Consider the following 25,482-nt stretch of genomic DNA (forward strand, 5'->3'; position numbering starts at 1 on the left):
GATGGCGCGCAAACAAAAAGGGACGGAGCCTTCGCTCCGTCCCCTGCGCAACGCTCATTCAATCAATGCCTGGTGCTCAGGTCTCGCGCAGCGCCGTGGTGATCGGCAGCCGTGCCGCGCGCAGCGCCGGGAACAATCCACCCACCAGGCCGATACCCAGCGCCCATTTCAGTCCACTCCACAGCAGTTCCGGCGATACATGGAACTTGAACACCACCGCGCTGAAGTTGCTGCCGATGGTGGATACGCTGTAGCCGTTGAACAGCAGCCACGCCACCGCACACCCCAGCAGTCCGCCGAGCAGCGCCAGCAGCATGGTTTCCAGCATCACCGCAGTCACCACCGGCAGGCCACGGAAGCCGATCGCACGCATCGTGGCGATCTCGCGTGCGCGCGTGGCCACGGCGGCATACATCGTGTTGAGTGCGCCGAACACTGCGCCTACGGCCATGATGGTGCCGATCACCTTGCCAAGGATGTCGATCAGCTTGGTCAACCCGCCACCCTGTTTGCTGTAGTAGACGCGGGTGGTTTCCACGTCCAGCTTCAGGCGCGGATCGGCGGCGACAGCGGTCTTGAACTGCTCGAAGCCGGCCTTGCCGTCGGTGCGCACGCTGATCGACTGCCAGGCACTGCGCTGATAGGTGGTGGCCAGCGTATCGGCGTCGGTCCACAGTTCCGAGTCATGCGCATCGCCGGTAGCGAACACACCCACGACCGTCCAGGTCTGGTTGCCCAGGGTGAGCGTCTTGCCAACGTCCATGTCGCGGAACTGGCTTTTGGCGCCCTGGCCGACCACGATCTCGCGCAGGCCGGCGGCGAACCGGCGGCCTTCGACGATCTTGACCTTGTCATGCACGGCCCACGCCTGCGGGCCGACACCGCGGAACTGCGCGTTGACGTCGGTGCCATCGGCCTTGGACACCAGATTGACCACCTGCGACAGCTCCGGCGACAGCAGCGGCCGTCCCTGCGCATCGCGGGTGATGCCGGGCAGGGTGGACAGCGTAGGGACCTGTTCGCGGGTGATGACCGAGTTGGTCTCGGCCTGCGAACCGCCGCGCAGCACGATCGCGGTGGTGTCATCGCCGGTGTTGTTGAGCGTGGCCTGGAAGCCTTCACCCATCGCCAGCATCGCCACCAGCACGCCGACCACGCCGGCGATGCCGACCACGATCACCGAGGACGCACCCCAGCGCTGCGGCAGGCTGGCAATGCCGATGCGGGTGGCGGCCAGCGCCAGCCGTCCACTGCGGGTGAGCGCCAGCCACAACCCCACCAGCACCGCGATGGCCAGCACGCCGATCCACGGCAGGCCGATCCACACGGCCAGGCCGACGGCCAGCAACAGCACGGTCACCGCGTTTCCCAGCCACTTCTTGAGCTTGTTCATGTCGGTGTCCTCTTCAGCGGCCGGCGAGCGCGTCGACGATCTTCAGGCGCTTGGCACGCAGTGCAGGCAGCAGCCCGACCACGATGCCGATCACCACGATCAGGACGATGCCCACCAGCCAGGTCGGCGTCGGTACGTGCGGCGGCAGCATGCCCATGCTCTTCGGGCTGATGGCCGGCAGGATCAGCGCCGCCAGGCCCATGCCGAGCAGTCCACCGAGGCCGATCAGCAGCACCGATTCGACCATCACCAGGGTCAGCACCGTGCTGTCCTTGAAGCCCAGCGTCTTCAGTGTCGCCAGTTCCGGAACGCGCTCGCGCACCGCCTGCGCCATGGTGTTGCCGGTCAACAGCAGCAGTGTGAAGAACACCGCACCCATGATCGAGGTGACGATCATGCCGATGTCGGCGAACTGCTTGACGAACGCCTGCTGGAACGCCGACTCGGTCTGGGTCTTGGTTTCGTGGTCGGAGTTGGCCGAGATCGCATCGATGGCCTGCGCCACCCGCGAAGACTGATCCGGGTTGTCCAGCGTCACCGTGTACCAGCTCACCTGGTTCTTGATGTAGTCGTTGGACTCATCGAAGTACTTCCAGTTCATCATCAACTGGCGTTCTTCGTTGGCCGCCAACGCGCGATCCTTCGAGCGGTAGATGCCCTTCAGTTCCAGCGGCCAGTCGTTGCTGCCGCCGCGCGGGAAGATGGTGGCCTGCAGCGGGATGGTGTCGCCGACCTTCCAGCCGAACTGCTTGGCCAGCGTCTCGCCGACGATCGCGCCGGTGCGGGTCTGCTGCCAGTCCTGCAGCTGCGCCGGGTCGATCTGCAGTTCTCGGTAGACATCGAAGTAGTTCGGCGCCACCGAGAAATTGGGGAAGAAGTTCTTCGGGTCCTGGTAGATGCCGCCGAACCACATGCCGTAGGTGACATCGCGCACGCCGCTGACCTGGCGGATCTGCGCTTCCAGGCGGATCGGCAGCGACTGGGTGATCGACAGGCGCGAGGCTGTCACCAGCCGGTTGGCGCCTTCCACACTGCCACCGGAAGAGAACGCCACGCGTACCGAGTCGAGCATGCCGAACAGCAGGAACGCGGCCACCACCGACAGCAGCGTCAACAGGGTGCGGGTGCGGCTGCGGAACAGCTGCGCCCAGACCAACGAGAAGTATTTCATCGCTGTGGCCTCCGTCAGTGGGCCAGCGGGGCGTCAGCCAGCTCGCCCTTGTCCAGGTGCACCGTGTGGGTGGCGTACTCGGCGGCCTTCGGGTCATGGGTGACCATGATGATGGTCTTGCCGTGTTCGCGGTTGAGCTGCTGCAGCAGGCCCAGGATCTCTTCGGCGGACTGGCGGTCGAGATCGCCGGTCGGTTCGTCGCAGATCAGGAACGTCGGGTCGGAGACGATCGCGCGGGCAATCGCCACGCGCTGCTGCTGGCCGCCGGACAGTTCGTTGGGGCGATGGCTGCGGCGGTCGGCCAGGCCGACCAGGGTCAGCGCGATCTCGGCGTTGCGCTTGCGCTGCGCCGCGCTGAGGTGGGTCAGCAGCAACGGCAGTTCCACGTTCTTCTGCGCGGTCAGCATCGGCATCAGGTTGTAGAACTGGAACACGAAGCCGACGTGATGGCTGCGCCACGTCGACAGCTGGCCGCCGCTCATCTGGTCGATGCGTTCGCCTTCGATGCTGATCTCGCCGCCCGTGGGGTTGTCCAGGCCGCCGATCAGGTTGAGCAGGGTGGTCTTGCCGGAACCGGACGGGCCCATCAGCGCGACGAAATCGCCGCTGGCGATATCCAGGTCGATGCCGTGCAGCACCTGCACCTTCTCGGGGCCACGCTGGTAGGTCTTGGTGATGTTGCGCAGTGAAACCAGGGTCGACATGGGTGGTTCTCCACGAAAGGCGGGAAACGGGGAAGCGCACCGGCGGAGGCCGCGGGCGTGCGTCGAGCGGTGCTGCCGGCGGCGCCCGCGGGCGCCGGGCCGTTACTGCGCTTGCTTCTGCTTGACCTTGGTGCCGTCGCGCAGGGTGTCCGGCGGGTTGACCACCACCGACTCCCCCGCGCTCACGCCCTTGAGGATCTGGCGGTCCTTGCCCATCGCTTGGCCGGCTTCGACCGTGCGCTGCTGGACGCGGTTCTCGTCGCCCAGCACGAAGGCCACCGACGCGCCCTCGCGCTGGACCACGGCACCGCCCGGCACGCGAACACCCTGCGGCTTGGTCGCCGCCTGTGGCTGCGCCTGTTCCAGGAAGCTGACCCGCACGCCCATCTCCGGCACGATGCGCGGGTCTTTCACTTTCAGTGCCACCCGCACCTTCACCGTGGCCTTGCCGCGGTCAGCGGTGGGAATGATGGCGATCACCTCGGCCGGGATCTTCCAGTCCGGGTACGCGTTGAGCGTGGCTTCCACCGGCATCTTCGGTTGCACGCGGCCGATGAAGGCTTCACCGACCTCGACTTCGATCTCCAGCGATTCCATGTCGACGATGGTGCCGATGCCGGTACGGGTGAAGCCACCGCCGGCCGACAGCGGCGAGACGATCTCACCAGGCTGCGCGGCCTTGGCGGTGACCACGCCGGAGAACGGCGCGCGTACGATGTTGTTGTCCACGCCGAGGTCGGCGATGGACAGCTGGTCGTTGGCAACCTTGACGTTGCGTCGTGCGGTTTCCAGCTGCGCACGCAGGCTGTCACGTTGGGCCACAGCCTGGTCGTACTGTGAGCGCGAGACCAGCTGCTGGCCGACCAGTGCCTGCAGGCGGCTGGCCTCGGCGGCGGCCTGCTTCTGCTGGGCTTCCAGGCCGGCCACCTGGCTGCGCGCGGACTGCAGCTGCGAGGCATACAGGCTGCGCTGCGCGTCGGCATCGATCGGGTCCAGGGTGGCCATGATCTGCCCCTGTTCCACCCGCATGCCTTCTTCGATCATCACCTCGCGCACCTTGCCGGTGATCTTGGCCGACACCGTGGCCATGCGCCGGGCGACCACATAGCCGCTGGCATCGAGCACCGAACTGCTGGCGCTGCCCTGCTGGATGGCCACGGCCGGCGCGGTGTCCACTTCCACGGTGGGCGCGCGGCCGAACAGTGCGAACGCACCGCCGGCCAGCAGCACGATGATCACGACCACGGCGATCCACAGCCAGCGGCGGCCACCACTGCCACCACTGGAGGCAGGCGGCGGCGACTTGCGGTCGATACGGAGTTCCTTCAACAGCTCGGCAGAAGCGTTCATTCGTTCCATCACAGGCGTTCGGGCGGGTGTGACCGGAAGGGCAGACTGCGGCGGTTCCGGCGGTGGAGCGTGCGGCACAGCATGAAGGCAGGTGCATCGGCGATGGCAGTGACAGCTGTCATCCGATGTCATTGACGGCAGCAACTGCGAAATGTGACCACGGCGGCACAGGATGGCAACGTCCCCGCTACCGGTACTGCCCATGGATCCGATCGCTCCGTCGCTGGCCCGCCTGCAGCAGGTGCAGGTGCGTTACCGCGACCATACCGCCCTGCACGGCATCGACCTGCAGGTCCGCGCTGGCCAGGTACTGGCCCTGCTGGGCCGCAACGGTGCCGGCAAGAGTACCGCGATCAGCGTGCTGTTGGGCCTGCGTCGCGCCGACGCCGGCCAGGTCGAGCTGCTGGGCGGTGATCCGCAGCAACGCGATCATCGGCTCGGCCTCGGCGTGATGCTGCAGAGCACCAGCCTGCCGCCGATGCTGCAGGTGGATGAACTGGTGGCGCAGGCCAGTGCCTGCTATCCGGATCCGCTGCCGCTGGGCGACGTACTGCAGCGTGTGGGCCTGCAGGACCTTGCCCGGCGTCGCTATGGCCAGCTGTCCGGCGGGCAGCAGCGCTGTGTGCAGTTCGCCATTGCCATCTGCGGCCGCCCGCGCGTGCTGTTCCTCGATGAGCCCACCACCGGCCTGGACATCCAGGCGCGGCAGGCGATGTGGCAGGCGATCCGGCAGCTGGTGGCCGAAGGCTGCGGTGTGCTGCTGACCACCCACTACCTGGAAGAAGCCGAGGCGCTGGCGCAACGGGTGGTGGTGCTGGAGCAGGGCAGGGTAGTGGCCGATGCGCCGCTGTCCGAACTGCGCCTGGCCGACCGGCCGCGACGCATCCGCTGCCGCAGCACGCTGGCTGTCGACGAGGTGCAGCGCTGGCCCGGCGTCCAGCAGGTGCAGCGCGATGGCGAACATCTGCAGGTGCTGGCCAGCCCGGCCGAGCCGGTGGTGGCCCGCCTGCTCGCCGCCGATGCGCAGCTGCGTGAACTGGAAGTACAGGGCGCGGCACTGGCCGACGCCTTCCTCGACCTGACCCGGGAGGCAGCATGAACACGTTGACCCGTACCACCGGCGCCGCAGCGCGCTCCGCCTGGCTGCGTGTGCTGCGCCCCTATCGCGCTGAACTGCTGGCCGAGCTGCGTCGCGCCTGGCGCTCGCCATCATTCGTGCTGCCCTCGTTGTTGTTCCCGGTGCTGTTCTACCTGTTGTTCGGCGTACTGCTGGGCCGTGGCCACGCACCGGTCTATCTGCTGGCCACCTATTGCGTGTTCGGCGCGATGGCGCCCTCGCTGTTTGGCTTTGGCGTGCAGCTGGCGCTGGACCGCGAAGGCGGCCTGCTGACACTCAAGCGCGCACTGCCGTTGCCTTCTGCAGCGCCGCTGCTGGCGCGGTTGGCAATGGCCATGCTGTTCGCGGTGCTGATCGCCGCGATGCTGATGGCGGTGGCGTGCCTCTTCGGCGGCGTGCAGCTGCAGGCGGTGCAGGTACTGCAGCTGCTGGCCGTGGCCGCGTTTGCGGCATTGCCGCTGGGGTCGATCGGCCTGCTGATCGGCAGCCACGTCGGCGCCAGCGCGGCACCGGCCATCGTCAACCTGGTCTACCTGCCGCTGGCCCTGCTGTCGGGGCTGTGGCTGCCGTTGTCGGCGTTGCCGACGGTGTTTTCGACGATGGCGCCGCTGTGGCCGACCTGGCATCTGGCGCAGCTGGCCCTGCCCATTCTTGGCCAGCCGGCACGTGGCGGTGCCGTTGGCCATCTGCTGGTGTTGCTGGGTGTGAGTGCAGTCGCACTGCTGCTGGCGCGCCGCCGCCTGCGCCGGGTCGGCTGAACTGGCATGATCGGCAGCGATCGTCCCCGCCTGGAATCTTCCGTGCCACCGAGCTGGCTTGCATCCCTGCTGCGCCCCGCACCGGATTCGGCGGTGGCCGAACTGCTGCGGCGTCGCAAGTCGCCCTGGAGTGGTGCGATCCACCTGCTGTGGTCGGTCTGGATCTTCCTCACCCCGGTGCTCGGGAATGGCTTCACGCTGCGCTGGTTGTTGCTGACGCTGGCCAGCTATCCGTTGTTCCTGCTGTTCTATGCCAAGGTGATGCTGGCGCCACGGCACCACGCCTGGCGCTACGCGCTGGCCATGATTGCGATGGCCCTGGTACTGCTGCCTTGGTATCCGTCGGGATTGAGCTACTTCGTGTTCGGCTGCGTGATGATCCGCATGAGCAGCCGCGGCGGTTGGTGGGTGTACCTGATGCAGCTCACTGGCCTGAATCTCCTGTTCTGCAGCACTGCGCTCTATTTCGGTTATCCGTGGCAGGCCATGGTGTGGATGCCGGCGGTGTCGTTCATTGTCGGGCTGGTGGTGAACGTGGAGGCCTTGAGCCATCAGCGCGACGTCGCCCTTCAGCTGTCCCAGGATGAGGTGCGGCGCCTGGCGACCACCGCCGAGCGCGAGCGCATCGGCCGTGATCTGCATGACCTGCTGGGGCATACGCTGTCATTGATCACGCTGAAGCTGGAACTGGCGCGCAAGCTGTACGACCGCGATGACGCGCGTGCCCGGCAGGAAATCGGCGAGGCCGAGGACATCGCGCGCGAGGCGCTGGCACAGGTACGCAGTGCGGTCACCGGCATCCGCGCCAGCGACCTGGCCGGCGAACTGGCCTCGGCACGCCTGCTGCTGGAATGCCAGCAGGTACACCTGCAGTACATGCCGCCGCCGCCGATGCCGGTGGAGGTAGAGCGTGGGCTGGCACTGGTGCTGCGCGAGGCGGCGACCAACATCGTGCGCCACGCGCAGGCGACCCGGGTGCAGGTGGATTTCATATTTGAGGACCGACAGTTGGCGATGCAGATACGCGATGACGGCCGTGGCGGCGTGCAGGCCGAAGGCAATGGATTGTGTGGCATGCGTGAGCGGGCAGCGGCGCTGGGTGGCCAGTTGACGCTGCAGTCGCCGCGCGGGGAAGGCACGGTGCTGACCGTGCGCGTGCCCCTGGTGGCCGCGACTACGCCGCTGTCGCCGGCATCGCTGGCACAGGGAGGCGCGGCATGATCCGCATCCTGCTGGCCGAGGATCAGGCGATGGTGCGTGGCGCGCTGTCGGCGCTGCTGGGCCTGGAACCGGATATCGAGGTACTGGGCAGTGCAGCCGACGGCGAAGCCGCGTGGCGCATGCTGCAGCAGCTGCAGCCGGACATCCTGGTCACCGACATTGAAATGCCCGGGCTGAGCGGGCTGGAGCTGGCCCAGCGCATCGCCCGCCATGAACTGCCGATCAAAGTGGTGATCGTGACCACCTTCGCCCGCGCCGGTTTCCTGCGCCGTGCATTGGAAGCAGGCGTGCTGGGCTATCTGTTGAAGGATGCACCGGCCGAGAACCTGGCCGAGGCACTGCGCAAGGTGAAGCAGGGCATCCGCGCGATCGACCCGCAGTTGGCGCTGGATGCGTGGTCGCAGGCCGATCCGCTGACCGACCGCGAGCGCCGCGTGCTGCGCTTGGCGGGCGAAGGTCGCACCGCCAGCGAGATCGCCGAGCAGCTGGGGTTGTCGCACGGCACAGTGCGCAATTACCTGTCCGAATGCATCGGCAAGCTGGGCGTGGCCAACAGGATCGAGGCGTATCGGCTGGCGCGGCAGAAGGGGTGGTTGTAGTAGCGTGCGCCGACGCACCGGTAGCGCCGGGCCATGCCCGGCGGATCATTTCCGCGACCGCGGAGGGGTGTCACTTTCTTTGCTCGTGCAAAGAAAGTAACCAAAGAAACACGCCGCCAGGTCGCGAGCCGGTGCTGCGCACCGGTGCCCTGCGCTTCTCGGTGAATCAGGGGACGGCGCCGAACTCGCTGCGCTCAGACATCGGCGCCTCTACGCCCCTGATTCCCCTGCGATGCTCGGCTCGCTAGAAGGCGGACCCAACGTCAAAAGCCGATGTTGCACCCAGTAGATCGACGCCATGCGTGGATGCTGTTGCTGTTGCTGTTGCTGTTGCTGTTGCTGTTGCCCTTGCCCCTCCCGTCCGCCTTCAAGCGAGCCGAGCACCGCAGGTCCGGCGAGGGCGCAGAGGCGCGGGTGTCTGAGCGCAGCGAGTTCCCGCGCCGTCCCTCGACGGACCGAGGAGCGCAGGGCACCGGCGTGCGAAGCACGTCGGCTCGCGGTCGGCGGAGCGTTTCTTTGGTTACTTTCTTGATGGCGCACATCCATGTGCGCCACCCTACGGGCCGGCTACGCCGCTCCGCGCTGCTCCTGCAGCGCGGTGCACGAGCAAAGAAAGTGACGCCCCTCCGCGGTCGCGGAAATGACCCGCCGGGAACAACCGGCGAACCCAGTCAATCCTTCCCGCGCGCCATCGCCTGGAACACGCCATCGCGGCGCACCCACAAGTGGAACAGTGCCGCACCCACGTGCATCAGCACCGTGGCGAACAACACATAGGCCAGCAGACTGTGCGCATTGCGCAGCGCGGCGTACAGCGCTGGAGTGTGCGGCACGATCGGTGGCAGGTGCAGGCCACCGCCCAGCACGATCGGGTAGCCGCCGGCCGACAGCATTGCCCAGCCGATCAGCGGCATCGCCAGCATCAACGCGTACAGCATCCAGTGCGAAGCCTTCGCCGCCAGCACCTGCCATGCGGGAAGATCCGCCGGCAGCGGTGGTGGACGGTGGCGCAGGCGGTTGTACAGGCGCAGCACCACCAGCAGCAGGATGGCGATGCCCAGCGGCCGGTGCAGGTCGATCAGCATCGGCCGCAGGTGCAGCGAGGCGACCATGGTCACGCCGACGAACAGCATCGCGATGATCATCAGCGCCATGGACCAGTGCAGCACCCGGGCGAGCAGGTTGAAGTGGCCGTTGCCGGTGTTCATCGTGCAGCCTCCTTCGGTTGCTCGACGTTGCCGCTGGCGCGCTCGCGTTCGCGGCGGTTGAAGGATTGCGAATACACCGCCGAGCGCGCCGCCAGGATCGGGTCATCACTGCCGCGCACGCCGCTGGGCACGATCAGTGGGTCGAAGTTGAGCTGGCCGCAGGCACCTTCTTCCTGCGACTGCATGCGGTCGAGGCTGAGCACACCGGCCACCACTTGGTCACGCGACTCGGGCCACGGTACCGAGGGATCATCAATGGCATCGCCGGGCGCGGCCAGGCTGACCACCAGGTTCCAGCGCACCGGGCCTGTGGCCAGGCGTTGCTGCAGCTCCTGGCTGAGAAAATCGACGTTGGCCTGCTTGCGTGCGTCCGCATCCATCTCCACCACCGCTGCCTGCGGCTGCCAGCGCCAGCGCACCGCGCGCTTCTGTCCCTGCGCGTTGGTGAACCAGAAGCTGTTGACGCTGTTGAAGGTGGTGTTGGCCCAGCTGCTGGTCCACGGTGCGCTCTTGGCCCACTGCTGGAACGCCTGTGCGCTGGGGTACTTCGCCAGCACGGCAGCCATCTTCTGCGGGTCGGGCTTGCCGGTGGCGGGGTCCGGAATCTGCGCGCGGGTCTGCTCGTAGAAGGCCTCGGCAGTGGGCACGGCGAAGAACGGGAAGCTGTTCATCGCCATCCGCCATTCCTGGCCATCATCGCTGACCATCTGCACCGCGATGCTGCGTACCCGTGCGGTGTTGTCGGCGCCGTAGGGGTCACCGCCGCCGATCGACAGGCGGCCCATCACCGGCACGCGCGCCTGCGAGAACACCCTCGCACTGGACAGCGTGGGTGCCTGCGCGCTGGGTTCGAACCAACCACTCACGCACACGCCCTTGCTGTGCGCGCGGCGGAAGCCGGGATGCGCAGGGCCGGTGGCCTCGATGGTGTCGGTGAAGCGCTGCGCGGTCAGCCGGTCGCGGCCGATCCAGCCGGCCAACCAGGCAAACGCGAGGGCGACGATGCCCAGCATCAGCGCGATCAGGGCGATCCAGGGCAGCGGTGAATGCGTGCGCGGTGACTGCGGCCCTTGGCCGGCGCGGGTGTAGCGGAAGAGCGACATGGTCGGAGTCCTGCCTTCACGGACGTGTGGGTGGGCGACCACCACATCCTCGCAGAACCCGGCCGGAGCCGAAATTCAATTTTTCGTCAGATTTGCCGGGAATGCAGTGCCGACCAGGATCAGCACCCGCCCCGGCATCGGCAGCGCCGGGCCATGCCCGGCGGCTGCATCAGGCGTAACGCGCTTTCAGCATCGCCCAGGCCGAACGCAGGGCGAGTGCTTCGCCACCGGCCGGGCGGCCCGGGCGCTCGCCGTCGTTCCAGGCGTACACGTCCAGATGTGCCCAGCGCTGGCCATCTTCCAGGAAGCGTTCCAGGTACAGCGCGGCGGTCACCGAGCCGGCCATGCGCGAACCGGCGTTGGCCAGGTCGGCGATGCCGCTGCTCAGGTAACGCAGGTACGGGCGCCACAGCGGCATGCGCCACACCGGGTCGCGGGTGGCGTCGCCAGCCTGCAGCCACTGCTGGGCAACCGTGTCATCGTTGCTGAACAGTGCCGGCAGATCCGGGCCCAGCGCGATGCGTGCGGCGCCGGTCAGGGTGGCGAAGTCCAGCACCAGGTCCGGCTTCTGCTCACCGGCGAAGGTCAGCGCGTCGCACAGGATCACCCGGCCTTCGGCGTCAGTGTTGTCGATCTCCACGCTCAGGCCCTTGCGGGTGGCGATCACTTCGCCCGGACGGAAGGCATCCGGGCCGATCGCATTTTCCACCGCCGGCACCAGCAGCGTCAGGCGCACCGGCAACTGCTGGGCCATCACCAGCCCGGCCAGTGCCAGCGCGTGTGCGGCACCGCCCATGTCCTTCTTCATGTTGCGCATGCCATCGGCCGGCTTGATGTCCAGGCCGCCGGTATCGAAGCACACGCCCTTGCCGACCAGCGCCAGCGCCGGGTCGGACGCCTTGCCCCAGCGCAGCACGATCAGCCGCGGCGCGCGGTGCGAGGCACGGCCCACCGCATGGATGGCCGGGAAGTTCTGCGCCAGCAGTTCGTCGCCGGTGATGGCTTCCATCTGCGCGCCATGCGCTTCAGCCAGTGCACGCGCGGCGTCTTCCAGCTGCTGCGGGCCCATGTCTTCGGTCGGCGTGTTCACCCAGTCACGCACGCGCAGGCTGGCGGCGATCAGGTCGGCCACCTCGCCGGTCGGTGCGGCAACCAGCTGGGCCGGCGTGCGGTTGCGCTTGCGGTAGCGGTCGAAGCGGTAGCTGCCCAGGCCCCAGCCCAGCTGCAGCAGCGCCTGTTCGGCGGCCGGCAGTTCGCTGGCCAGCTGCCACACGCTGCCTTCCGGCAGGGCATGCGGTGCATGGGCGTAGCTGTAGGCATCGGCGCGATCGCCGACACCGATCACCGCGCCCGCCAGGCCATCGGCGCCAGGCAGCAGCGCAACCGAATGCGCGCCGGCAGTGAAGCCTTGCGACTTCAACCACGCCTGGGTCGCAGCGGACTGGCTGTTCTTCCACGCCTCGAACTGGCTGCGGTCCAGCACGTGCAACGGCAGCGCGGCGGTGGTGTCGGCGGTGAAACCAGTGATCTCGCTCATGCGTCAGGTACTCCGGGATTCGTCAGCGTCGGCGGCGTCGAGGTTGGCATCGAGCCAATCGGCCAGGCCGGTGAGGGTGTCGAACTGCAGGTCAGGCTGCAGCTGCGGATGGTTCCAGGTGGCCGCTTCGCGGTTGATCCAGCAGCCGCGCAGGCCGGCAGCCATCGCGCCGGCCACGTCCATCTCGACGTGGTCGCCCACGTGCAGCACCTGCGCCGGGGCGACGCCCAGGCGGTCGCAGGCGGCGTGGAAAATGCTCGCTTCGGGCTTGGCCGCGCCATGCTCGCGCGCGCCCAGCTGGAAGCTGAAGTGATGGGCCAGGCCGATCCGTTCCAGGTCGGCGTTGCCGTTGCTCAACGCGGCCACCGGCACCCGCGCGGCGATCCGCGCCAGGGCGTCGAGCGCATCGGGGTAGCACTCCACCTGGTTGCGCGCGGCGTAGAACACTTCATACGCCGGTTCCAGAAGATCCAGGCTGGCGCCACTGTTTTCCAGCGCCTCCTGGATCGTCAGCCGGCGCAGCGCGCTCAGGTCGAAATGCAGGTGGGGGTTGTCGCGGAACGAGCGCTCGCGCAGTTCGCGCATGGCCGCCACCGGATACATCGCGGCGGTGGCGGGGCTGTGTTCACGCATCCAGTCGAACAGGACCTGGTCGATGCGGGCGCCGATCGGAGCGAACGGCCACAGCGTATCGTCGAGGTCGAGGGTAATGGCAAGGACAGGAAATTTCACCCCGCCATTCTACGCCTGCCCGCGCGCGCTTTCATGCGCGCGACGGGCAGGGGGCGCTGCAGGGTGCGTCAGCGCAGGTCGTAGGAGCAGCCGATGGTGGTCTGGCCGTCGAACCGCTGCACATCCAGGTTGTGCCGGCCCACTTCCCGCGTGTAGCTGCCTGCCACTGGGTCGGACAGCTTCGCCAGTGCCGCGATCTGTTCGACGCTGGCGGTGCTGAAGTACGCGGTGAAACTGTCGACGCCATCCTCGCCGCTGTCGCCGTCGTACGCCTGCAGGCGGTTCACTGGCTGGCCCAGCACCATCAGCGGCGTGGTCAACAGGAACTCACCGCTGGACTCCCCGTTTTCCGCCCGCAGCGGCGGCGGCGCCAGCAGCTGGGCGATCGTTTCGAACTGCTTGGGGGTGAGGTGGCGCTGGCAGGTGACCGCTTCGACCAGCTGGGCACGCGCCTGCTCGACTGCCGGCGGCGTCGCGGCGAAAGCAGGGGTGGCAAGGCAGGCGAGGGCGAGGCAACGTGTGGCGAACGAGGTCATCCGAACGGATCCATCCGAAAAAAGGGGGAGTATTCTGCCAGCTCTGCCCTTGTTTCCGGCCCTGGCCCGCTCACTCCAGCAAGCGCGCCCAGCCCTGCATGCCCTCCAGTCGTGCCAACACCAGCTTGATGCAGACCAGCAGCGGCACCGCCAGCAGCAGGCCGATCATGCCCCAGGCCCAGCCGAACACCATCAGCGCCAGGATCAGCACCAGCGGTGACAGTTTCATCTGCCGGCCAAGCACGATCGGCGTCACCATCTGCCCTTCCAGGGTATGCAGGGTCAGGTAGGCGGCCGCAGGCAGCAGCGCCTGCAGCGGGTCGCGGAACTCGACGAAGCCCATCAGCAGCATCAATGCCACGCCGAGCAGCGGGCCGACATAGGGCGCGAAATTCAGCAGCGCCGCCACGGTGCCCCACAGCAGGGCCTCCTGCAGACCGATGCCCAGCAGCATCAGCACGCCGGCCAACAGCAGGCCGACCACGGTGTTGATCACGCTGATGGTCAATACGTAGCGCGATACCTCATGCTCGATCGAGCGCAGGATATCGCTGGTGAATCGCTGCTGCTGCCGGTTCGGGAACAGGGCGATCGCCGCGCGCTGCAGGCTCTGGCCGTAGATCATGAAGAACAATGTCAGCAGCACCACGGCCAGCACCGAGGCGGCCAGCCGCGGCGCGCGCGTGAGCATGCGGTACGGATCGTCCAGCTGGGTGCGGATCACCTGCACCTTGCGGTTGCCGTCGCCGCCGGCCACGCGCGCGAAATTCTCCGCCGCCTGGTTGGCCTGCTGCACCGGCTTGGTCAGGTCCTGCACCTGGCGCGCGACCTTGCGCAGCTGCTGCGGTGCTTCCTGTGCCCAGTCCATCGCCGGGCCGATCAGCTGCACCGCCAATGCACCGGTCACGCCCAGTCCGGCACCCAGCACCAGCAGGGCGCCGAGCGCGCGCGGAATCCACAGCTTCTGCAGCAGCCGCAGGATCGGGTTGCCGACCAGGGCGAAGAACATCGCCAGCAGGACCGGCAGGATGATGTCCTGCGCCGCCCACAGGGTGAACGCCACGGCCAGGGTCGCCAGTATCACCAGCGACATCGGGCCACGTGGGCGCGGGGCGGGGGGCGGCGGTGCGGGGGCGTCCGGCGCAGGCGACGACGGGGACAACAGGGACTCGCTCATCGACGCACCGACCGGGAAGAGAAGCCCATTATCGGCCCGCCGCGATCAACGCGGCGGGTAAGGATCGTCAACGTTCGGACAATTCGGTGGCCGCTTCGGCCGGACGCGGCCCACGCAGCTCCGAGTCGGGCTCGGGCGCAGGTGCCGGCTGCGCTGCCGGTCGTGCCGCTGCGGGAGGCGGCTGCCCGGTGGCTTCATCCGCCTGCTCGGCGGCATCGTCTGCGGTTTCTGCCGCCTGCGCCGCCACCACGGTGGCAAACGCGGCCTGCGCGCTGGCGAACAGGCTGGAAACAGAGCCCACCATCTGCAGCCAACGCGCACCGTTGACCTTGCCCGGAACCTCCAGCTTGCCGGCGATGAAACCGCCGGCCAGGCCGACCACCACGATGCGCAGTGGCGACCAGCCCTGTCGCCAGACCTGGCTGAGCACGCCCCAGTTGCCCTGGGTTTCGCCGATGCGTACGGCCATCACCTGTTCGCAGCGCTTCACCCGCCGCTGCAGTGCACCGAACTTCATGGCTTGCCCTCCGGAATCTGCACGCCGGCATCGGGATCATCATCGGTGGGCTCATCGAACAGGCCCAACCGGGACAACTGGCGCCGGGTGGCGTGCATGCCGGTGTGGTGGAAGAAGTACGAAACCCGCCAGATCGCATAGCCGGTGACGGCCAGGCTCAGCAACGAGGTGATCAGCAGCGCCTGCAGCCAGCTCAGGCCGAAGCTCTGCAGCAGGGCGATCAGGGTGGCGGCCATCAGCAGCCACGCCGAGGCGCCGAACACAATGGCGACGCCGGCCCAGGCCAACGCACGCCCGAACGCGCTGCGTGCAAGCGCGAAGTCCGCCGACGCCAACCGGCGCAGCGAACGCAGCGAGTGCTTGGCCGAATCGACGGTCGCCCGGCCGGCAGCGCCGACCTGGCGGATGCTCTCGTCCAACGGCGGCGTGGCCGCCGGATCGGGACGTTGCGTGGTGTCTTCGCTCACGCCGCAGCTTACTTGTCGCTGCCGCGGGCCAGCTTGGCGATGATCCAGCCGGTAGCGAAGGCCACGCCGAACGAGGCCAGCGGACGTTCGCGGATCAGCTCAGCGGCGCTGTCGATCAGGTCCTTGCCCTTGTCCATCAGTGCGTCGACCTGTTCCTTGGCGGCGGCACCACCGAACTCGGCAGCAGCCAGGCCCGACAGCGCGCTGTCGGACAGTTCAGCCTTGACGTTGGCCTTGCCGATGCGCAGTTCGTCGGTCGCGGCGCCGGTAGCGCCCTTGATCGCACCGCCGGCAGCGCTGGCGGCCTGCTTCAGGTGGGAACCGGCTTCACCCAGGTGGTCCTTCAGGTTCTCGGTATTGGTGGGGCTCATCGAATCACTCCTGTTGCGATGGGGGAACGGGCGATCGGCTCAGCCGACCTGGACATACAGAGATAGCATCACGCGGGTATAGGGGGCGTTACGGCCAGGCGATCACCGCATCACCAACTGGCCCTGCTGCTGGCCATTGTTGCGCAGGACGCGCAGCACCAGGGTTGGCGGGCGCTGCTGGAAATTGGCGCGCCAGCTGGCCAGGTCGGCGAATTCGCCAACGGTGGCATCGGTGATGATGTCGCCCTGCTGCATGCCATTGGTCGCAGCGCGGCTGCCGCGCTTGACCTCGCTGACCAGCACGCCGCCCACGCCGGACTGGCGCAGCGATTCGGGCAGGTCGACGAAGCTGGCACCGCTCAGGCGCGGGTCCAGGCTCTCGCCGCTGACCACGCGCGCCTGTTCCTTCAGCGTTGCCTTGATCTGCAGCGGCTTGCCTTCGCGGCGAACGTCCAGGGTCAGCACGCTGCCCACCGCCGCCAGGCCTTCCACGTTGTGCAGTGCTTCGGCACTGTCCACACGCTGGCCGTTGGCCGAGACCACCACGTCGCCCGGCTTCAGCCCTGCAGCGGCACCGGCCGAGCCTGCCAGCACGCGGGTCACCAGTGCGCCACGGGTTTCGCCCAGGCCCAGGCCCTGCGCGATCTGCGCGCTCAGGTTCTGGCTTTCGATGCCCAGCGTGCCGCGCACCACCACGCCATGCTTGACCAGCTGGTCGACCACGCTGCGGGCCAGGTTCGACGGAATCGCCAGGCCCAGGCCGATGTTGCCGGCCATGCTGCCCTGCGGGTTGAAGCTGGCGGTGTTGATGCCCACCAGCTGGCCCTGCAGGTTGACCAGCGCGCCACCGGAATTGCCCGGGTTGATCGACGCATCGGTCTGGATGAAGTTCTGGTAGCCCAGCCCGCGGATGCCACTGCGGCCTACCGCCGAGACGATGCCCGAGGTGACCGTCTGGCTGAAACCGAACGGATTGCCGATGGCGACCACGAAGTCGCCCACCCGCAGCTGGTCGCTGTTGCCCAGCTTGATGTCGGTCAGGTTCTGCGCCGGAATGCGGATCAGCGCGATGTCGGTGTCGCGGTCCGAGCCGAGGAATTCGGCCTTGACCGTGCGCCCATCGGCCAGTGTCACCTGCACGTCATCGGCGTTGTCGATGACGTGGTGGTTGGTCAGCACCAGGCCTTCGGTGGCATCGATGATGACACCCGAACCGAGCGATTCGTTGATCCGCTCCTGCGGAATGTCCGGGAACAGGCGGCGGAAGAACGGGTCGTTGAAGAACGGGTTGCGCACCCGTACCACCTGCTTGGTGTTGACGCTGACCACCGCCGGCATCGCCTTTTCCAGCATCGGTGCAAGCGATGGCACCGCCTGCCCGGCGACCGATGCCGGCAGCGCTGCGGTGGTGGGCAGTACCGCCGGCAGCGGAGCGGCATCGGCACGGTTGTCCAGGTGCGCGTTGAGGCCAGTGGCAACGAAGCCGCCGAAGGCAGCAGCGATTGCGAGCGTAAGCAGGGTGGGAAGCGGTCGCATGGGAGTCGGTTCGCAGGCTGGGATGGGGGCCGTTGACGCATACGGTAGAACAAGCTGAATGAGTGTGTCGCGATCTGGATAAATGCCCCATGAAAATCCGACCTCGCGCCGAGGGTGCCGGAGAGGTTCCGAACGCGTCATACCGCTGTTCGCGACAGCCGCGTGCGAGCGCCGCAAGGCAGGCCGACAGCGGCATGACACACCGCGACACTTGCGCAGTTCCGCGCATCCTGACCTTGCAATGACGCTCATTGCTGCGCGGACGTGTTGCGGCGGCCAGTGCCTGCATCGGCATGCCGGCAGCAGGCGGGCTGCGCAGCACACTGCTTAAAAAAAGGGATTTCCTGACTGCGGGGCGCGTCAGTCGCCGCCATCACTTACACCAGTTGCGTCGCACCGGATGCGATTGAGCGGCCGTGCCCGTTCCACGATAGCCATTGTCGGTATAGCATCGCCCCGTTTTGACAATCCAGGCCCCTAGGAGGGCAACATGAGCAACGGTAATGGTGTGTCGGTCGTGACCGACGCCGTCGAGAACGTGAAAGAAACCGCCACCAACGTCGGCGAGACCATCGCCCACGCCGCCGAAGACGCAGTGAAGTCGGTCAAGAAGACCGTCAAGCGCGCCCGCAAGGCTGCCACCACCCGCGTCGCCAAGGCCAAGAAGGTCGTGGCCAAGGTCGAGAAGACCGTTGCCAAGAAGGCCGAGAAGGCCGCCAAGTCGGTCGGCAAGACCGTTGCCAACGCCAAGAAGAAGCTGGAAGCGGCCAAGAAGAACGCCAAGGCCGAAGCGGCTGCCCTGAAGAAGGAAGTGGCCAAGAAGAAGGCGGCTGCCGGCAAGACCGTGACCAAGAAGGCTGCTGCTGCCAAGAAGACCACCAAGGCTGCCGGCAAGAAGGTCGCTACCGTGAAGAAGGCCGCCACCAAGAAGGTTGCGACCGCCAAGAAGGCTGTTGCCAAGAAGACCGCTGCTGCCAAGAAGGTTGTCGGCAAGAAGGTCGCTACCGCCAAGAAGGCTGTAGCCAAGAAGACCGTAGCCGCCAAGAAGGTTGTCGGCAAGAAGGTCGCTACCGCCAAGAAGGCTGTGGCCAAGAAGACTGTCGCTGCCAAGAAGGTCGCCGGCAAGAAGACCGTCGCCGCCAAGAAGGTTGTCGGCAAGAAGACCGTCGCTGCCAAGAAGGTCGTCGGCAAGAAGACCGCCGCTGCCAAGAAGGTCGTCGGCAAGAAGACCGCGGCTGCCAAGAAGGTCGTCGGCAAGAAGACCGCCGTCGCCAAGAAGGTTGTCGGCAAGAAGGTCGCCGCTACCCGCAAGACCGTGGCCAAGAAGGCTGCACCGCTGAAGAAGGCCGTGGCCAAGAAGGCTCCGGCCAAGAAGGCCGTGCGCAAGGCTGCCAAGCGCAAGTAATCGCGCGTGGTTCGAAGGCCCTTCCGCTCATCGGGCGGGAGGGCCTTCTGCGTTTTCGGGGGCGCTCATCCGCGCCTGACGTGGATCTGCGGCAGCAGGCTGGGGCAAGATGAAGGTCTTCCGCAGGAGTCCTGGCCATGCGCGGTATCGATTTCAGTTCCTGGCAGGGCGTGCTGTCCACCCTGGCCGGGTTGGTCCTGATCACCCTGCTCGGCGTGGGCATCCGCCTGCTGGTGATGCAGACCCTGCAGCAGCGCCGCGAACGCGAGAACCGCCAGATCAACGAGCGGCTGCGTACCTTGATGGCGGCCTACAAGACGCTGGGTGGTTCCTTCACCGGTGAGCTGGGGGTCGACCCGACCCATCTGCGCGACCTGCGCCAGCGCGCCCACGAAGAAGGCATCGCCGAGCCGGGCTCGGATCGGGCCAGGCGCATCCGCGATGCGGTCGAAGCGGCCCTGTCGGACATCCTGCTGCTGGGCACCGACGAGCAGGTACGACTGGCTGCGCGCGCTGCCAGTGAACTGGCGCAGGGGCGCCCGGTGCACACACACGAACTGGTGATCTCGCTGCGCGACTTCGTCCGCGAGGCGCTGGACCTCGCGCCGGTGCCGACCGACCTGGAGATCCCGCGCCAAGGGCCTACCCGCCCAGCAGGCAGCGGTGGCGGAAGTGGCAAGGGCCGCAACGAGGGCGAAGCCAAGGGCGGTCGTACCGGTGGTGGTGGCGGCGGCGGTGGCATGGGCGCCGGCATGGGCGGGCTGGGTGTTGGCGCGGGTGCTGCGCTGGGTGCCGGCCATGCGGCCGGCGAGGATGAAGCGGGCGCCCGCTGAGGACGCCCGCCGGGGTCAGCGCTTGAGTTCGAAGATCGGCTCGAATCCGCCGTAGATCATCCGCGCACCGTCGAACGGCATGGGATTCTTCGTCGGGTCCAACCGCGGGTCTTCCATCATTTTCTGCATGCCTGCATCGCGGGTGGCCTTGTCCGGCCACTCGATCCAGGAAAACACCACCGTTTCTTCCGTCGTGGCTTTCACCGCGCCGAAGAAGTCGGTGGTCTTGCCATGTGGCACGTCATCGCCCCAGCCTTCGACTACCCGCAGCGCTCCGTATTCCAGGAACACCACATCGGCGCTGCGGGCGTGGGCGAGGAATTTCTCCTTGTTGGCGGTCGGCACCGCCAGTACGAAACCATCGATGTAACTCATCGCTTGCCTCCGGAATGGACCATGCCAGGTGCACGGCCTTCATTGAGTCGACGCTTCAGGGCGCGGGAAATCGACATCGATTGCCGCACCGTTGAATCGAAGCGCGTGCGCGTACCGCGCGCGTATGCCTGAGCCTTGCTGAATCAATGCAAAAAATTCAGCAATGCGAAGACCGCTGTTTTCAGGGAGCGTTGTGGCGAATAACGGAGAATTTACATTCCCGATGCGATGGCGCCCTGGCGCTGCTGCACACCATAAGAAAGTAAAGGTGTACCCCCATGAAGAATTCGCTGATTGCTCTGGCTCTGGCCGCTGCCCTGCCGTTCACCGCTTCGGCCGCCGAGAACCTGTCCTACAACTACGCCGAGGCTGATTACGCCAAGACCGACGTTGACGGCATCAAGGCTGATGGCTGGGGCGTGAAGGGTTCCTACGGCTTCCTGCCGAACTTCCACGCGTTCGGCGAATACAGCCGCCAGGAAGTCGACCACACCAACATCAAGGTTGACCAGTGGAAGGTCGGTGCCGGCTACAACGTCGAAATCGCTCCGTCGACCGACTTCGTTGCCCGCGTTGCCTACCAGAAGTTCGACCGCAAGCACGGCCTGGATTTCAACGGCTACAGCGCTGAAGCCGGTATCCGTACCGCGTTCGGTGCCCACGCTGAGGTCTACGGCCTGGTCGGTTACGAAGACTATTCGAAGAAGCACGGCGTCGACATCGACAGCCAGTGGTACGGCCGTCTGGGTGGTCAGGTCAAGCTGAACCAGAACTGGGGCCTGAACGGCGAGCTGAAGATGAACCGTCACGGCGACAAGGAATACACCGTCGGCCCGCGCTTCAGCTGGTAATTGCATCTACGGCGCGCCCGCGCGCTGTTCGTGCTGCAACAGGCCCGGCATTGCCGGGCCTGTTGCATTGTGGGGAATCAAAACAGAGCCTGACTGCGATACGCGTCGTCATGTTGCATTGCAATGAATTGGATTCCGCCACCGCCGGTGGCCGCCTACGGTGGATATCCCGTGCTGCCGGATACACCGCGATGCCGCCCGTACTCCCACCGCTGCTCCCCGATCGGCCGCGCCGTCTGGCACTGCTGGATCCGCATCCGGTGCTGCGGCTGGGGGTGGAAGTGTTGCTGCGCCAGCAGAGCGGTGTGCACGTGCGGGGCAGCTACGCCAACGAACGTGATCTGTTGCAACTGCTGGAAAGCGAACCGGGCTGCGTTGACCTGCTGGTGATCGATGCACTGCCGCTGGGCGATCTTGGCGATGGCCTGCAGCTGCTGCGCGGGTTGTCCCGGCGCTGGCCCAGCGTGCCGATACTGGTCCTGTCCGCGCACTGCAATGCCAGCACCGTGGCCACGACGATGCAGGCCGGTGCACGCGGCTTCCTGTCCAAGGCGACTACGCCGGAAATGCTGCTGCGTGCGGTGGACGTGGTTGCCCGCGGTGGGCGTTTCGTGCCCCCGGATCTGCGCACGCAGCTGAATCGATCACGCTCGCGGCGCATGTCGGCGCCCACCCTGGCGCCCTTGAGCAGGCGTGAGCGCGAAGTGCTGCGGCTGCTGCTGCAGGGCTGCAGCACCGGCGAAGTGGCGCGGCGCTTCCAGCGCTCGGCCAGCACCATCAGCACACAGAAGAAAGCCGCCTACCAGAAGCTGGGCATCCGCAGCGATGTCGAACTGTTCCGCATCCGCCACCTGCTGGAGTGCGGCTGACGGGCGCGCTTACTCGCCCTGGTACTGCTTTTCCTCGACCAGCGCCGAACCGGCGACACGGTTGATCTCGTTCTTCACCTGCACGCGTTCGCCATTGGTGCCGTACACGCCGCGCGCCAGCTGGATGAACGCCGCGTCGAACACCTGCGCCGCTTCCTTGTCGCGCAGCTGGTCCTGGATCTCCCACATGCGCTCGTTGATGGCCTTCAGCTGCGTCTTCAGCGCGGCCAGTGCCGGCTGTGCCTCAAGCTGCTGCTGCAGCAGCGGCAGCAGGCCGTCAAGTTCGGTGTGCACGTTGGCCAGCTTGGTCGCATCGTCGATGCGCTCGGCCTTGATCTCGAGAATGGTGATCTTGTCGATCAGCTCGCCGATCGATACCGGGGTCAGGATGGCGTCCACGTGGTTGGTTCCTGGAAATAGGCCTGCATGATACCGCGCTCGTTGCGGCGCGGATTTACGCTGAATTTGCGCTGGCGCGGCGGCATCGCCATCGAACCGTTACGGCCATGCCGTCGACACTGCCGTCCCGGCGGACAGACCGCCTTCGACGAGGAAGTGAGTGCAGTGAAGAGCAAGGGGATGATCGTGGCCAGCGCGGCCGCACTGGCGGGGCTGCTGTGCGCCGGCAGCGTGCAGGCGCAGGTACAGGTGAGTGGCACGGCGGCAGTGACCAGCGACTATGTGTGGCGCGGCAGCTCGCAGAGCGACGGCGATCCAGCCGCGCAGGTGGGGGCAAAGGTGACGGTGGGGTCGGGCTGGTATGCCAGCGCGTGGGGCTCGAATGTCTCGTTCACGCCGGATAACGGTGCACGCAGCGAGTTCGATCTCGTCGCCGGCTGGTCCGGTGCGCTGTCGCCGGACTGGAGCCTGGATGCGAACCTCACCCGTTATGTCTATCCGGGTACCGGTCGCGCACTGGACTGGACCGAACTCAATGTCACCACCACCTGGAAGCAACGCGCCTGGCTGCAGGTCGCCCACTCCAACGATGCGCTGGCCGGCGGCCGTCGCGGCACCTACGCGCAGCTGGGCGTGCGGGTGCCGTTGAACGAGCGCGTGCGCCTGGAAGCAGCGGTGGGGCAGTACTGGCTGGCCACCGCGCAGGGGCCGGACTACCTGCATGGCCAGCTCAGTGCCATTGCCACGTTGACGCCGGCCTGGGAAGTGCGCGCCACCGTACATGACACCGACAGCGCCGCCAAGCGGCTGTTCCCGGGTAATGCCGGTGGACGCTGGGAGCTGGCGCTGCAGGGCAGCTTCTAGTCGGCCGATGCTGCCTGGCGGGGGCGCCAGGCAGTGGGCAGTCGCACCAGAAGGGCCAGTACCGCCACCGCGGTACCGGCCGCACGCGCCTTCGTCGATGCCGTGCTGCTCAGCCGCGCAGGCGCAGGCTCAGGCCCTTGAGGAAGTTGCGCAGCATCTGGTCCAGACAGCGCCGATAGTTCTTGTGGCCGGGCTGGCGGAACAGCGCGCCGAGTTCGGATTTGGAGACAGTGAAGCCGATGCTGGTGAAGATCTCCATCATGTCGACGTCGCGCAGCTGGAAGGCCACGCGCAGCTTCTTCAGCACCAGGTTGTTGTCGATGCGGGTTTCCACCGCGCGCGGCGCCTGGCCCTCATCCTGACCGCGCAGGTGCAGGATCAGGCCATCGAGGAAGTGCGCCAGCGCACTGTCGCTCATCGGCTGGAAACCCGGCTCGTCTTCACGCAGCAGCCAGGCCTTGGCCTGCTCGACATCCACGTCGAACGCCGGATCGGCCATCTGGCACAGGGTCACCACGTGGTGGTCGCCGAGGTCCAGGGAATAGCGCACGCTGCGCAGCACATCATTATTGATCATGGCCCATTGTACCGGCCCGGCGGCTGTAACCGGACTGTCACCGGATTGCAGCATCGTGAGCGCTGTTCTGCAGGGATTCCCTTCGATGCGCCGGTACCTCCTCTCCCTTCTGCTGGTCGCCAGCAGCTTCGCCGCCACCGCCCAGGACCGCTACGTACCCGTGGAGCAGCGCCTGAGCGCGGCCCAGCTGGCCGAAGTGGGCCTGGACGCGACCCAGCTGCAGACCCTGAACCGCGTGCTGCGCGAGGCCGAGGCATCTGCGCCTGTCCCCACGCGCGCACCGGTTGCCGCCAGCACCGGCGCACCGTTGCCGGCCAACGTTCCCGCCCCGGCGGCGATGCACCTGGGCCTGGAAGAGGGCCCGGTCAGCGCCCGCGTGGTCGACGACGTTGCGGGCTGGGAGCCGGGCACGGTGTTCACCCTCGACAACGGCCAGCAGTGGCAGGTGATGAAGGGCCAGATGAAGCTGCGCAAGACCCTGCAGGCACCGCAGATCGAGGTGATTCCGGGTATCGCCGGGCGCTGGTTCCTGCAGGTCGACGAAGATCTGCCGAAGGCTCGTGTGTTCCGCCTGCGCTGACCGCGCGCGACGCAGCAGGCCGATCAGGCAACGCAGCCGTGGACCGAGGGTGCCAGAATGGCGGTCTGGTTTCCTACGGAGTTGTCTGATGACCCGAACCGTCCTGATTACCGGCGCCACTTCCGGCTTCGGCGCCGCTGCCGTACACCGCTTCGCCCAGGCGGGCTGGAAAGTGATCGCCACCGGCCGTCGCAGCGAACGCCTGCAGCCGCTGGTCGAGCGTTATGGCAAGGAGGTGGTGCACGCGGCCGTGTTCGACGTGCGTGATCCGATCGCGATGGAAGCGGCGCTGCTGGCTCTGCCGCCGGCCTTCGGTGACATCGACCTGCTGGTCAACAATGCCGGTCTCGCCCAGGGCACCGCGCCGGCGCAGAGCGCCAGCCTGAAGGACTGGACGACGATGATCGACACCAACATCACCGCGCTGGTCACCCTGACCCATCGCCTGTTGCCGCAGCTGGTGGAGCGCAAGGGCGCCATCATCAACATTTCGTCGGTGGCCGGTGTCTATCCGTATCCGGGCGGCAACGCCTATGGCGGCACCAAGGCCTTCGTCAGCCAGTTCTCGCTGGGCCTGCGTTCGGATCTGCACGGTACCGGCGTGCGGGTGACCACCATCGAGCCGGGCATGGCCGAAACCGAGTTCACCGTGGTCCGCACCCATGGCGACCAGGTCGCGTCGGACAAGCTGTACACCGGCGCCAATCCGATGACCGCCGAGGACATCGCCGAGCAGATCTTCTGGGTAGCGAGCCTGCCGCCGCACCTGAACATCAATCGCCTGGAACTGATGCCGGTCAGCCAGTCGTTCGCCGGCTTCCAGGTTGCCCGCGAGGGCTGATCTGCGCCCTGGATGCGTTCTGTAGAGCCGAGTTGATGCTCGGCCTGATGGGCGATCAGCCGAGCGTGGGCTCGGCTCTACAGGCAAAAAAAAGCCGGGCAATGCCCGGCTTTTTCATTCATGCCCGCAGACTTACTGCGCCTTGATCGCCATCGCCTGCAGGCCGGTGCCATCCAGCTTCTGCTTGGCTTCGGAAAGCTCACCGGCACTGCCATAGGGCCCCATGCGTACGCGGTACACGGTCTTGCCGTTGATCTGCGCCGATTCCACACGTGCGGCCAGGCCCATCATCGCCAGCTTGGCCTTGGTCGCTTCGGCATCGCCGGAAGCGCCGAATGCACCTGCCTGCAGGATGTAGCGGGCATTGTCGGCCGGTGCCGGGGCTGCCGCA

29 protein-coding genes are annotated in these 25,482 nt (G+C 66.9%); 11 read left to right on the top strand and 18 right to left on the bottom strand.

Features of this window, described 5'->3' with window-relative positions; all coding sequences use genetic code 11:
• Positions 1-76: 76 nt before the first annotated feature.
• The 4 genes from AC27VL_RS17235 to AC27VL_RS17250 form a co-directional block, all read right to left on the bottom strand.
• Positions 77-1,393 carry an ABC transporter permease gene (locus AC27VL_RS17235; protein ID WP_488767551.1) on the bottom strand — a complete coding sequence of 439 codons (1,317 nt, stop codon included), beginning with the start codon at positions 1,391-1,393 and terminating at the stop codon, positions 77-79.
• A 13-nt stretch (positions 1,394-1,406) separates the two neighbouring features.
• Positions 1,407-2,564: an ABC transporter permease gene (locus tag AC27VL_RS17240; protein WP_191078280.1), complete on the bottom strand. Its 1,158-nt coding sequence runs from the start codon at positions 2,562-2,564 to the stop codon at positions 1,407-1,409.
• Positions 2,565-2,578: 14 nt separating this feature from the next.
• Positions 2,579-3,268, bottom strand: a complete 690-nt coding sequence (locus AC27VL_RS17245; protein ID WP_025878346.1) for an ABC transporter ATP-binding protein — start codon at positions 3,266-3,268, stop codon at positions 2,579-2,581.
• 102 nt (positions 3,269-3,370) lie between these two features.
• On the bottom strand, positions 3,371-4,618 hold the full coding sequence (locus AC27VL_RS17250; protein ID WP_488767554.1) for an efflux RND transporter periplasmic adaptor subunit: 1,248 nt from the start codon (positions 4,616-4,618) through the stop codon (positions 3,371-3,373).
• A gap of 202 nt (positions 4,619-4,820) precedes the next feature.
• On the opposite strand from AC27VL_RS17250, the gene AC27VL_RS17255 reads away from it, so the two are divergent.
• Genes AC27VL_RS17255 through AC27VL_RS17270 form a run of 4 tightly spaced genes read left to right on the top strand, consistent with a single transcriptional unit; the run spans position 4,821 to position 8,313 of the window.
• Positions 4,821-5,717 carry an ABC transporter ATP-binding protein gene (locus AC27VL_RS17255; RefSeq protein WP_488767556.1) on the top strand — a complete coding sequence of 299 codons (897 nt, stop codon included), beginning with the start codon at positions 4,821-4,823 and terminating at the stop codon, positions 5,715-5,717.
• The gene (locus tag AC27VL_RS17260) at positions 5,714-6,493 is read left to right on the top strand and encodes an ABC transporter permease (protein WP_488767558.1); all 780 of its coding nucleotides are present in this window, start codon (positions 5,714-5,716) and stop codon (positions 6,491-6,493) included. Before AC27VL_RS17255 ends, AC27VL_RS17260 begins: the two co-directional genes overlap by 4 nt.
• Positions 6,494-6,499: 6 nt before the next feature.
• Positions 6,500-7,714 (top strand): sensor histidine kinase, encoded by a 1,215-nt coding sequence (locus AC27VL_RS17265; protein ID WP_488767560.1) that lies wholly within the window; start codon positions 6,500-6,502, stop codon positions 7,712-7,714.
• On the top strand, positions 7,711-8,313 hold the full coding sequence (locus tag AC27VL_RS17270) for a response regulator transcription factor (protein ID WP_025878350.1): 603 nt from the start codon (positions 7,711-7,713) through the stop codon (positions 8,311-8,313). Before AC27VL_RS17265 ends, AC27VL_RS17270 begins: the two co-directional genes overlap by 4 nt.
• Positions 8,314-8,984: 671 nt before the next feature.
• Here the strand turns inward: AC27VL_RS17270 and AC27VL_RS17275 are convergent.
• The 10 genes from AC27VL_RS17275 to AC27VL_RS17320 all read right to left on the bottom strand — a co-directional run bounded on the left by AC27VL_RS17275 (position 8,985) and on the right by AC27VL_RS17320 (position 17,497).
• Complete coding sequence (locus tag AC27VL_RS17275; RefSeq protein ID WP_100554479.1) at positions 8,985-9,521, bottom strand: cytochrome b; 537 nt, start codon at positions 9,519-9,521, stop codon at positions 8,985-8,987.
• The gene (locus AC27VL_RS17280) at positions 9,518-10,624 is read right to left on the bottom strand and encodes a catalase family peroxidase (RefSeq protein ID WP_488767563.1); all 1,107 of its coding nucleotides are present in this window, start codon (positions 10,622-10,624) and stop codon (positions 9,518-9,520) included. The genes AC27VL_RS17275 and AC27VL_RS17280 overlap by 4 nt, the downstream gene beginning before the upstream one ends.
• Before the next feature lie 169 nt (positions 10,625-10,793).
• Positions 10,794-12,161, bottom strand: a complete 1,368-nt coding sequence (locus AC27VL_RS17285) for a leucyl aminopeptidase family protein (protein WP_488767566.1) — start codon at positions 12,159-12,161, stop codon at positions 10,794-10,796.
• Positions 12,162-12,164: 3 nt separating this feature from the next.
• Positions 12,165-12,893: an HAD family hydrolase gene (locus AC27VL_RS17290; protein ID WP_089241387.1), complete on the bottom strand. Its 729-nt coding sequence runs from the start codon at positions 12,891-12,893 to the stop codon at positions 12,165-12,167.
• A 68-nt stretch (positions 12,894-12,961) separates the two neighbouring features.
• A complete protein-coding gene (locus tag AC27VL_RS17295; RefSeq protein ID WP_089241385.1) occupies positions 12,962-13,429 on the bottom strand; it encodes a hypothetical protein in 468 nt (155 codons plus the stop codon).
• A 70-nt stretch (positions 13,430-13,499) separates the two neighbouring features.
• Complete coding sequence (locus tag AC27VL_RS17300) at positions 13,500-14,606, bottom strand: AI-2E family transporter (RefSeq protein ID WP_488767569.1); 1,107 nt, start codon at positions 14,604-14,606, stop codon at positions 13,500-13,502.
• Positions 14,607-14,673: 67 nt separating this feature from the next.
• Positions 14,674-15,123 carry a protein sip-5 gene (locus AC27VL_RS17305; protein ID WP_488767571.1) on the bottom strand — a complete coding sequence of 150 codons (450 nt, stop codon included), beginning with the start codon at positions 15,121-15,123 and terminating at the stop codon, positions 14,674-14,676.
• Positions 15,120-15,590 (bottom strand): phage holin family protein, encoded by a 471-nt coding sequence (locus AC27VL_RS17310; RefSeq protein ID WP_089241379.1) that lies wholly within the window; start codon positions 15,588-15,590, stop codon positions 15,120-15,122. The genes AC27VL_RS17305 and AC27VL_RS17310 overlap by 4 nt, the downstream gene beginning before the upstream one ends.
• 8 nt (positions 15,591-15,598) lie before the next feature.
• Positions 15,599-15,961, bottom strand: a complete 363-nt coding sequence (locus tag AC27VL_RS17315) for a hypothetical protein (RefSeq protein ID WP_025878359.1) — start codon at positions 15,959-15,961, stop codon at positions 15,599-15,601.
• Between the two features lie 102 nt (positions 15,962-16,063).
• Positions 16,064-17,497 carry a Do family serine endopeptidase gene (locus tag AC27VL_RS17320; protein ID WP_488767573.1) on the bottom strand — a complete coding sequence of 478 codons (1,434 nt, stop codon included), beginning with the start codon at positions 17,495-17,497 and terminating at the stop codon, positions 16,064-16,066.
• A 490-nt stretch (positions 17,498-17,987) separates the two neighbouring features.
• Here AC27VL_RS17320 and AC27VL_RS17325 point away from each other — a divergent pair, with 490 nt between their 5' ends.
• Positions 17,988-18,902 (top strand): histone, encoded by a 915-nt coding sequence (locus AC27VL_RS17325; RefSeq protein ID WP_191078269.1) that lies wholly within the window; start codon positions 17,988-17,990, stop codon positions 18,900-18,902.
• Positions 18,903-19,039: 137 nt separating this feature from the next.
• Entirely contained in the window at positions 19,040-19,735 is a 696-nt protein-coding gene (locus AC27VL_RS17330; protein ID WP_191078268.1) for a hypothetical protein, read from the top strand.
• Positions 19,736-19,750: 15 nt separating this feature from the next.
• Here AC27VL_RS17330 and AC27VL_RS17335 read toward each other — a convergent pair whose 3' ends face one another.
• Positions 19,751-20,110 carry a DUF1428 domain-containing protein gene (locus tag AC27VL_RS17335; RefSeq protein ID WP_089241371.1) on the bottom strand — a complete coding sequence of 120 codons (360 nt, stop codon included), beginning with the start codon at positions 20,108-20,110 and terminating at the stop codon, positions 19,751-19,753.
• A gap of 278 nt (positions 20,111-20,388) precedes the next feature.
• Here AC27VL_RS17335 and AC27VL_RS17340 point away from each other — a divergent pair, with 278 nt between their 5' ends.
• Both AC27VL_RS17340 and AC27VL_RS17345 read left to right on the top strand, forming a co-directional pair.
• Positions 20,389-20,961 carry an OmpO family porin gene (locus AC27VL_RS17340; protein WP_089241369.1) on the top strand — a complete coding sequence of 191 codons (573 nt, stop codon included), beginning with the start codon at positions 20,389-20,391 and terminating at the stop codon, positions 20,959-20,961.
• Positions 20,962-21,152: 191 nt separating this feature from the next.
• Positions 21,153-21,830, top strand: a complete 678-nt coding sequence (locus AC27VL_RS17345; RefSeq protein WP_100554487.1) for a response regulator transcription factor — start codon at positions 21,153-21,155, stop codon at positions 21,828-21,830.
• Between the two features lie 9 nt (positions 21,831-21,839).
• On the opposite strand, the gene AC27VL_RS17350 is transcribed toward AC27VL_RS17345, so the two are convergent.
• Entirely contained in the window at positions 21,840-22,229 is a 390-nt protein-coding gene (locus AC27VL_RS17350; protein ID WP_100554488.1) for a DUF6165 family protein, read from the bottom strand.
• A 165-nt stretch (positions 22,230-22,394) separates the two neighbouring features.
• Here AC27VL_RS17350 and AC27VL_RS17355 point away from each other — a divergent pair, with 165 nt between their 5' ends.
• Complete coding sequence (locus AC27VL_RS17355) at positions 22,395-23,093, top strand: TorF family putative porin (protein ID WP_488767577.1); 699 nt, start codon at positions 22,395-22,397, stop codon at positions 23,091-23,093.
• Positions 23,094-23,202: 109 nt separating this feature from the next.
• Here AC27VL_RS17355 and AC27VL_RS17360 read toward each other — a convergent pair whose 3' ends face one another.
• Positions 23,203-23,670 carry a YehS family protein gene (locus tag AC27VL_RS17360; protein WP_089241357.1) on the bottom strand — a complete coding sequence of 156 codons (468 nt, stop codon included), beginning with the start codon at positions 23,668-23,670 and terminating at the stop codon, positions 23,203-23,205.
• An 85-nt stretch (positions 23,671-23,755) separates the two neighbouring features.
• On the opposite strand from AC27VL_RS17360, the gene AC27VL_RS17365 reads away from it, so the two are divergent.
• Together AC27VL_RS17365 and AC27VL_RS17370 are read left to right on the top strand one after the other, a co-directional pair.
• On the top strand, positions 23,756-24,250 hold the full coding sequence (locus AC27VL_RS17365; RefSeq protein ID WP_488767580.1) for a hypothetical protein: 495 nt from the start codon (positions 23,756-23,758) through the stop codon (positions 24,248-24,250).
• A gap of 88 nt (positions 24,251-24,338) precedes the next feature.
• A complete protein-coding gene (locus AC27VL_RS17370) occupies positions 24,339-25,091 on the top strand; it encodes an SDR family NAD(P)-dependent oxidoreductase (protein ID WP_089241353.1) in 753 nt (250 codons plus the stop codon).
• Positions 25,092-25,223: 132 nt separating this feature from the next.
• Here AC27VL_RS17370 and AC27VL_RS17375 read toward each other — a convergent pair.
• On the bottom strand, positions 25,224-25,482 hold a 259-nt coding region (locus AC27VL_RS17375), incomplete at its 5' end, for an SPOR domain-containing protein (protein WP_488767583.1).

This window comes from Stenotrophomonas sp. 14P6.2.3 (genome assembly GCF_057799055.1).

What these genes read in the sequence shown, in the direction of transcription:
- AC27VL_RS17240 (WP_191078280.1), bottom strand. Translation starts at nt 2,564, where the DNA reads ATGAAATACTTCTCGTTGGTCTGGGCGCAGCTGTTCCGCAGCCGCACC.
- AC27VL_RS17365 (WP_488767580.1), top strand. Translation starts at nt 23,756, where the DNA reads ATGCGCCGGTACCTCCTCTCCCTTCTGCTGGTCGCCAGCAGCTTCGCC.
- AC27VL_RS17280 (WP_488767563.1), bottom strand. Translation starts at nt 10,624, where the DNA reads ATGTCGCTCTTCCGCTACACCCGCGCCGGCCAAGGGCCGCAGTCACCG.
- AC27VL_RS17235 (WP_488767551.1), bottom strand. Translation starts at nt 1,393, where the DNA reads ATGAACAAGCTCAAGAAGTGGCTGGGAAACGCGGTGACCGTGCTGTTG.
- AC27VL_RS17270 (WP_025878350.1), top strand. Translation starts at nt 7,711, where the DNA reads ATGATCCGCATCCTGCTGGCCGAGGATCAGGCGATGGTGCGTGGCGCG.
- AC27VL_RS17255 (WP_488767556.1), top strand. Translation starts at nt 4,821, where the DNA reads ATGGATCCGATCGCTCCGTCGCTGGCCCGCCTGCAGCAGGTGCAGGTG.
- AC27VL_RS17340 (WP_089241369.1), top strand. Translation starts at nt 20,389, where the DNA reads ATGAAGAATTCGCTGATTGCTCTGGCTCTGGCCGCTGCCCTGCCGTTC.
- AC27VL_RS17295 (WP_089241385.1), bottom strand. Translation starts at nt 13,429, where the DNA reads ATGACCTCGTTCGCCACACGTTGCCTCGCCCTCGCCTGCCTTGCCACC.
- AC27VL_RS17260 (WP_488767558.1), top strand. Translation starts at nt 5,714, where the DNA reads ATGAACACGTTGACCCGTACCACCGGCGCCGCAGCGCGCTCCGCCTGG.
- AC27VL_RS17300 (WP_488767569.1), bottom strand. Translation starts at nt 14,606, where the DNA reads ATGAGCGAGTCCCTGTTGTCCCCGTCGTCGCCTGCGCCGGACGCCCCC.
- AC27VL_RS17330 (WP_191078268.1), top strand. Translation starts at nt 19,040, where the DNA reads ATGCGCGGTATCGATTTCAGTTCCTGGCAGGGCGTGCTGTCCACCCTG.
- AC27VL_RS17335 (WP_089241371.1), bottom strand. Translation starts at nt 20,110, where the DNA reads ATGAGTTACATCGATGGTTTCGTACTGGCGGTGCCGACCGCCAACAAG.
- AC27VL_RS17245 (WP_025878346.1), bottom strand. Translation starts at nt 3,268, where the DNA reads ATGTCGACCCTGGTTTCACTGCGCAACATCACCAAGACCTACCAGCGT.
- AC27VL_RS17325 (WP_191078269.1), top strand. Translation starts at nt 17,988, where the DNA reads ATGAGCAACGGTAATGGTGTGTCGGTCGTGACCGACGCCGTCGAGAAC.
- AC27VL_RS17250 (WP_488767554.1), bottom strand. Translation starts at nt 4,618, where the DNA reads ATGAACGCTTCTGCCGAGCTGTTGAAGGAACTCCGTATCGACCGCAAG.
- AC27VL_RS17285 (WP_488767566.1), bottom strand. Translation starts at nt 12,161, where the DNA reads ATGAGCGAGATCACTGGTTTCACCGCCGACACCACCGCCGCGCTGCCG.
- AC27VL_RS17275 (WP_100554479.1), bottom strand. Translation starts at nt 9,521, where the DNA reads ATGAACACCGGCAACGGCCACTTCAACCTGCTCGCCCGGGTGCTGCAC.
- AC27VL_RS17320 (WP_488767573.1), bottom strand. Translation starts at nt 17,497, where the DNA reads ATGCGACCGCTTCCCACCCTGCTTACGCTCGCAATCGCTGCTGCCTTC.
- AC27VL_RS17265 (WP_488767560.1), top strand. Translation starts at nt 6,500, where the DNA reads ATGATCGGCAGCGATCGTCCCCGCCTGGAATCTTCCGTGCCACCGAGC.
- AC27VL_RS17315 (WP_025878359.1), bottom strand. Translation starts at nt 15,961, where the DNA reads ATGAGCCCCACCAATACCGAGAACCTGAAGGACCACCTGGGTGAAGCC.
- AC27VL_RS17345 (WP_100554487.1), top strand. Translation starts at nt 21,153, where the DNA reads ATGCCGCCCGTACTCCCACCGCTGCTCCCCGATCGGCCGCGCCGTCTG.
- AC27VL_RS17360 (WP_089241357.1), bottom strand. Translation starts at nt 23,670, where the DNA reads ATGATCAATAATGATGTGCTGCGCAGCGTGCGCTATTCCCTGGACCTC.
- AC27VL_RS17305 (WP_488767571.1), bottom strand. Translation starts at nt 15,123, where the DNA reads ATGAAGTTCGGTGCACTGCAGCGGCGGGTGAAGCGCTGCGAACAGGTG.
- AC27VL_RS17370 (WP_089241353.1), top strand. Translation starts at nt 24,339, where the DNA reads ATGACCCGAACCGTCCTGATTACCGGCGCCACTTCCGGCTTCGGCGCC.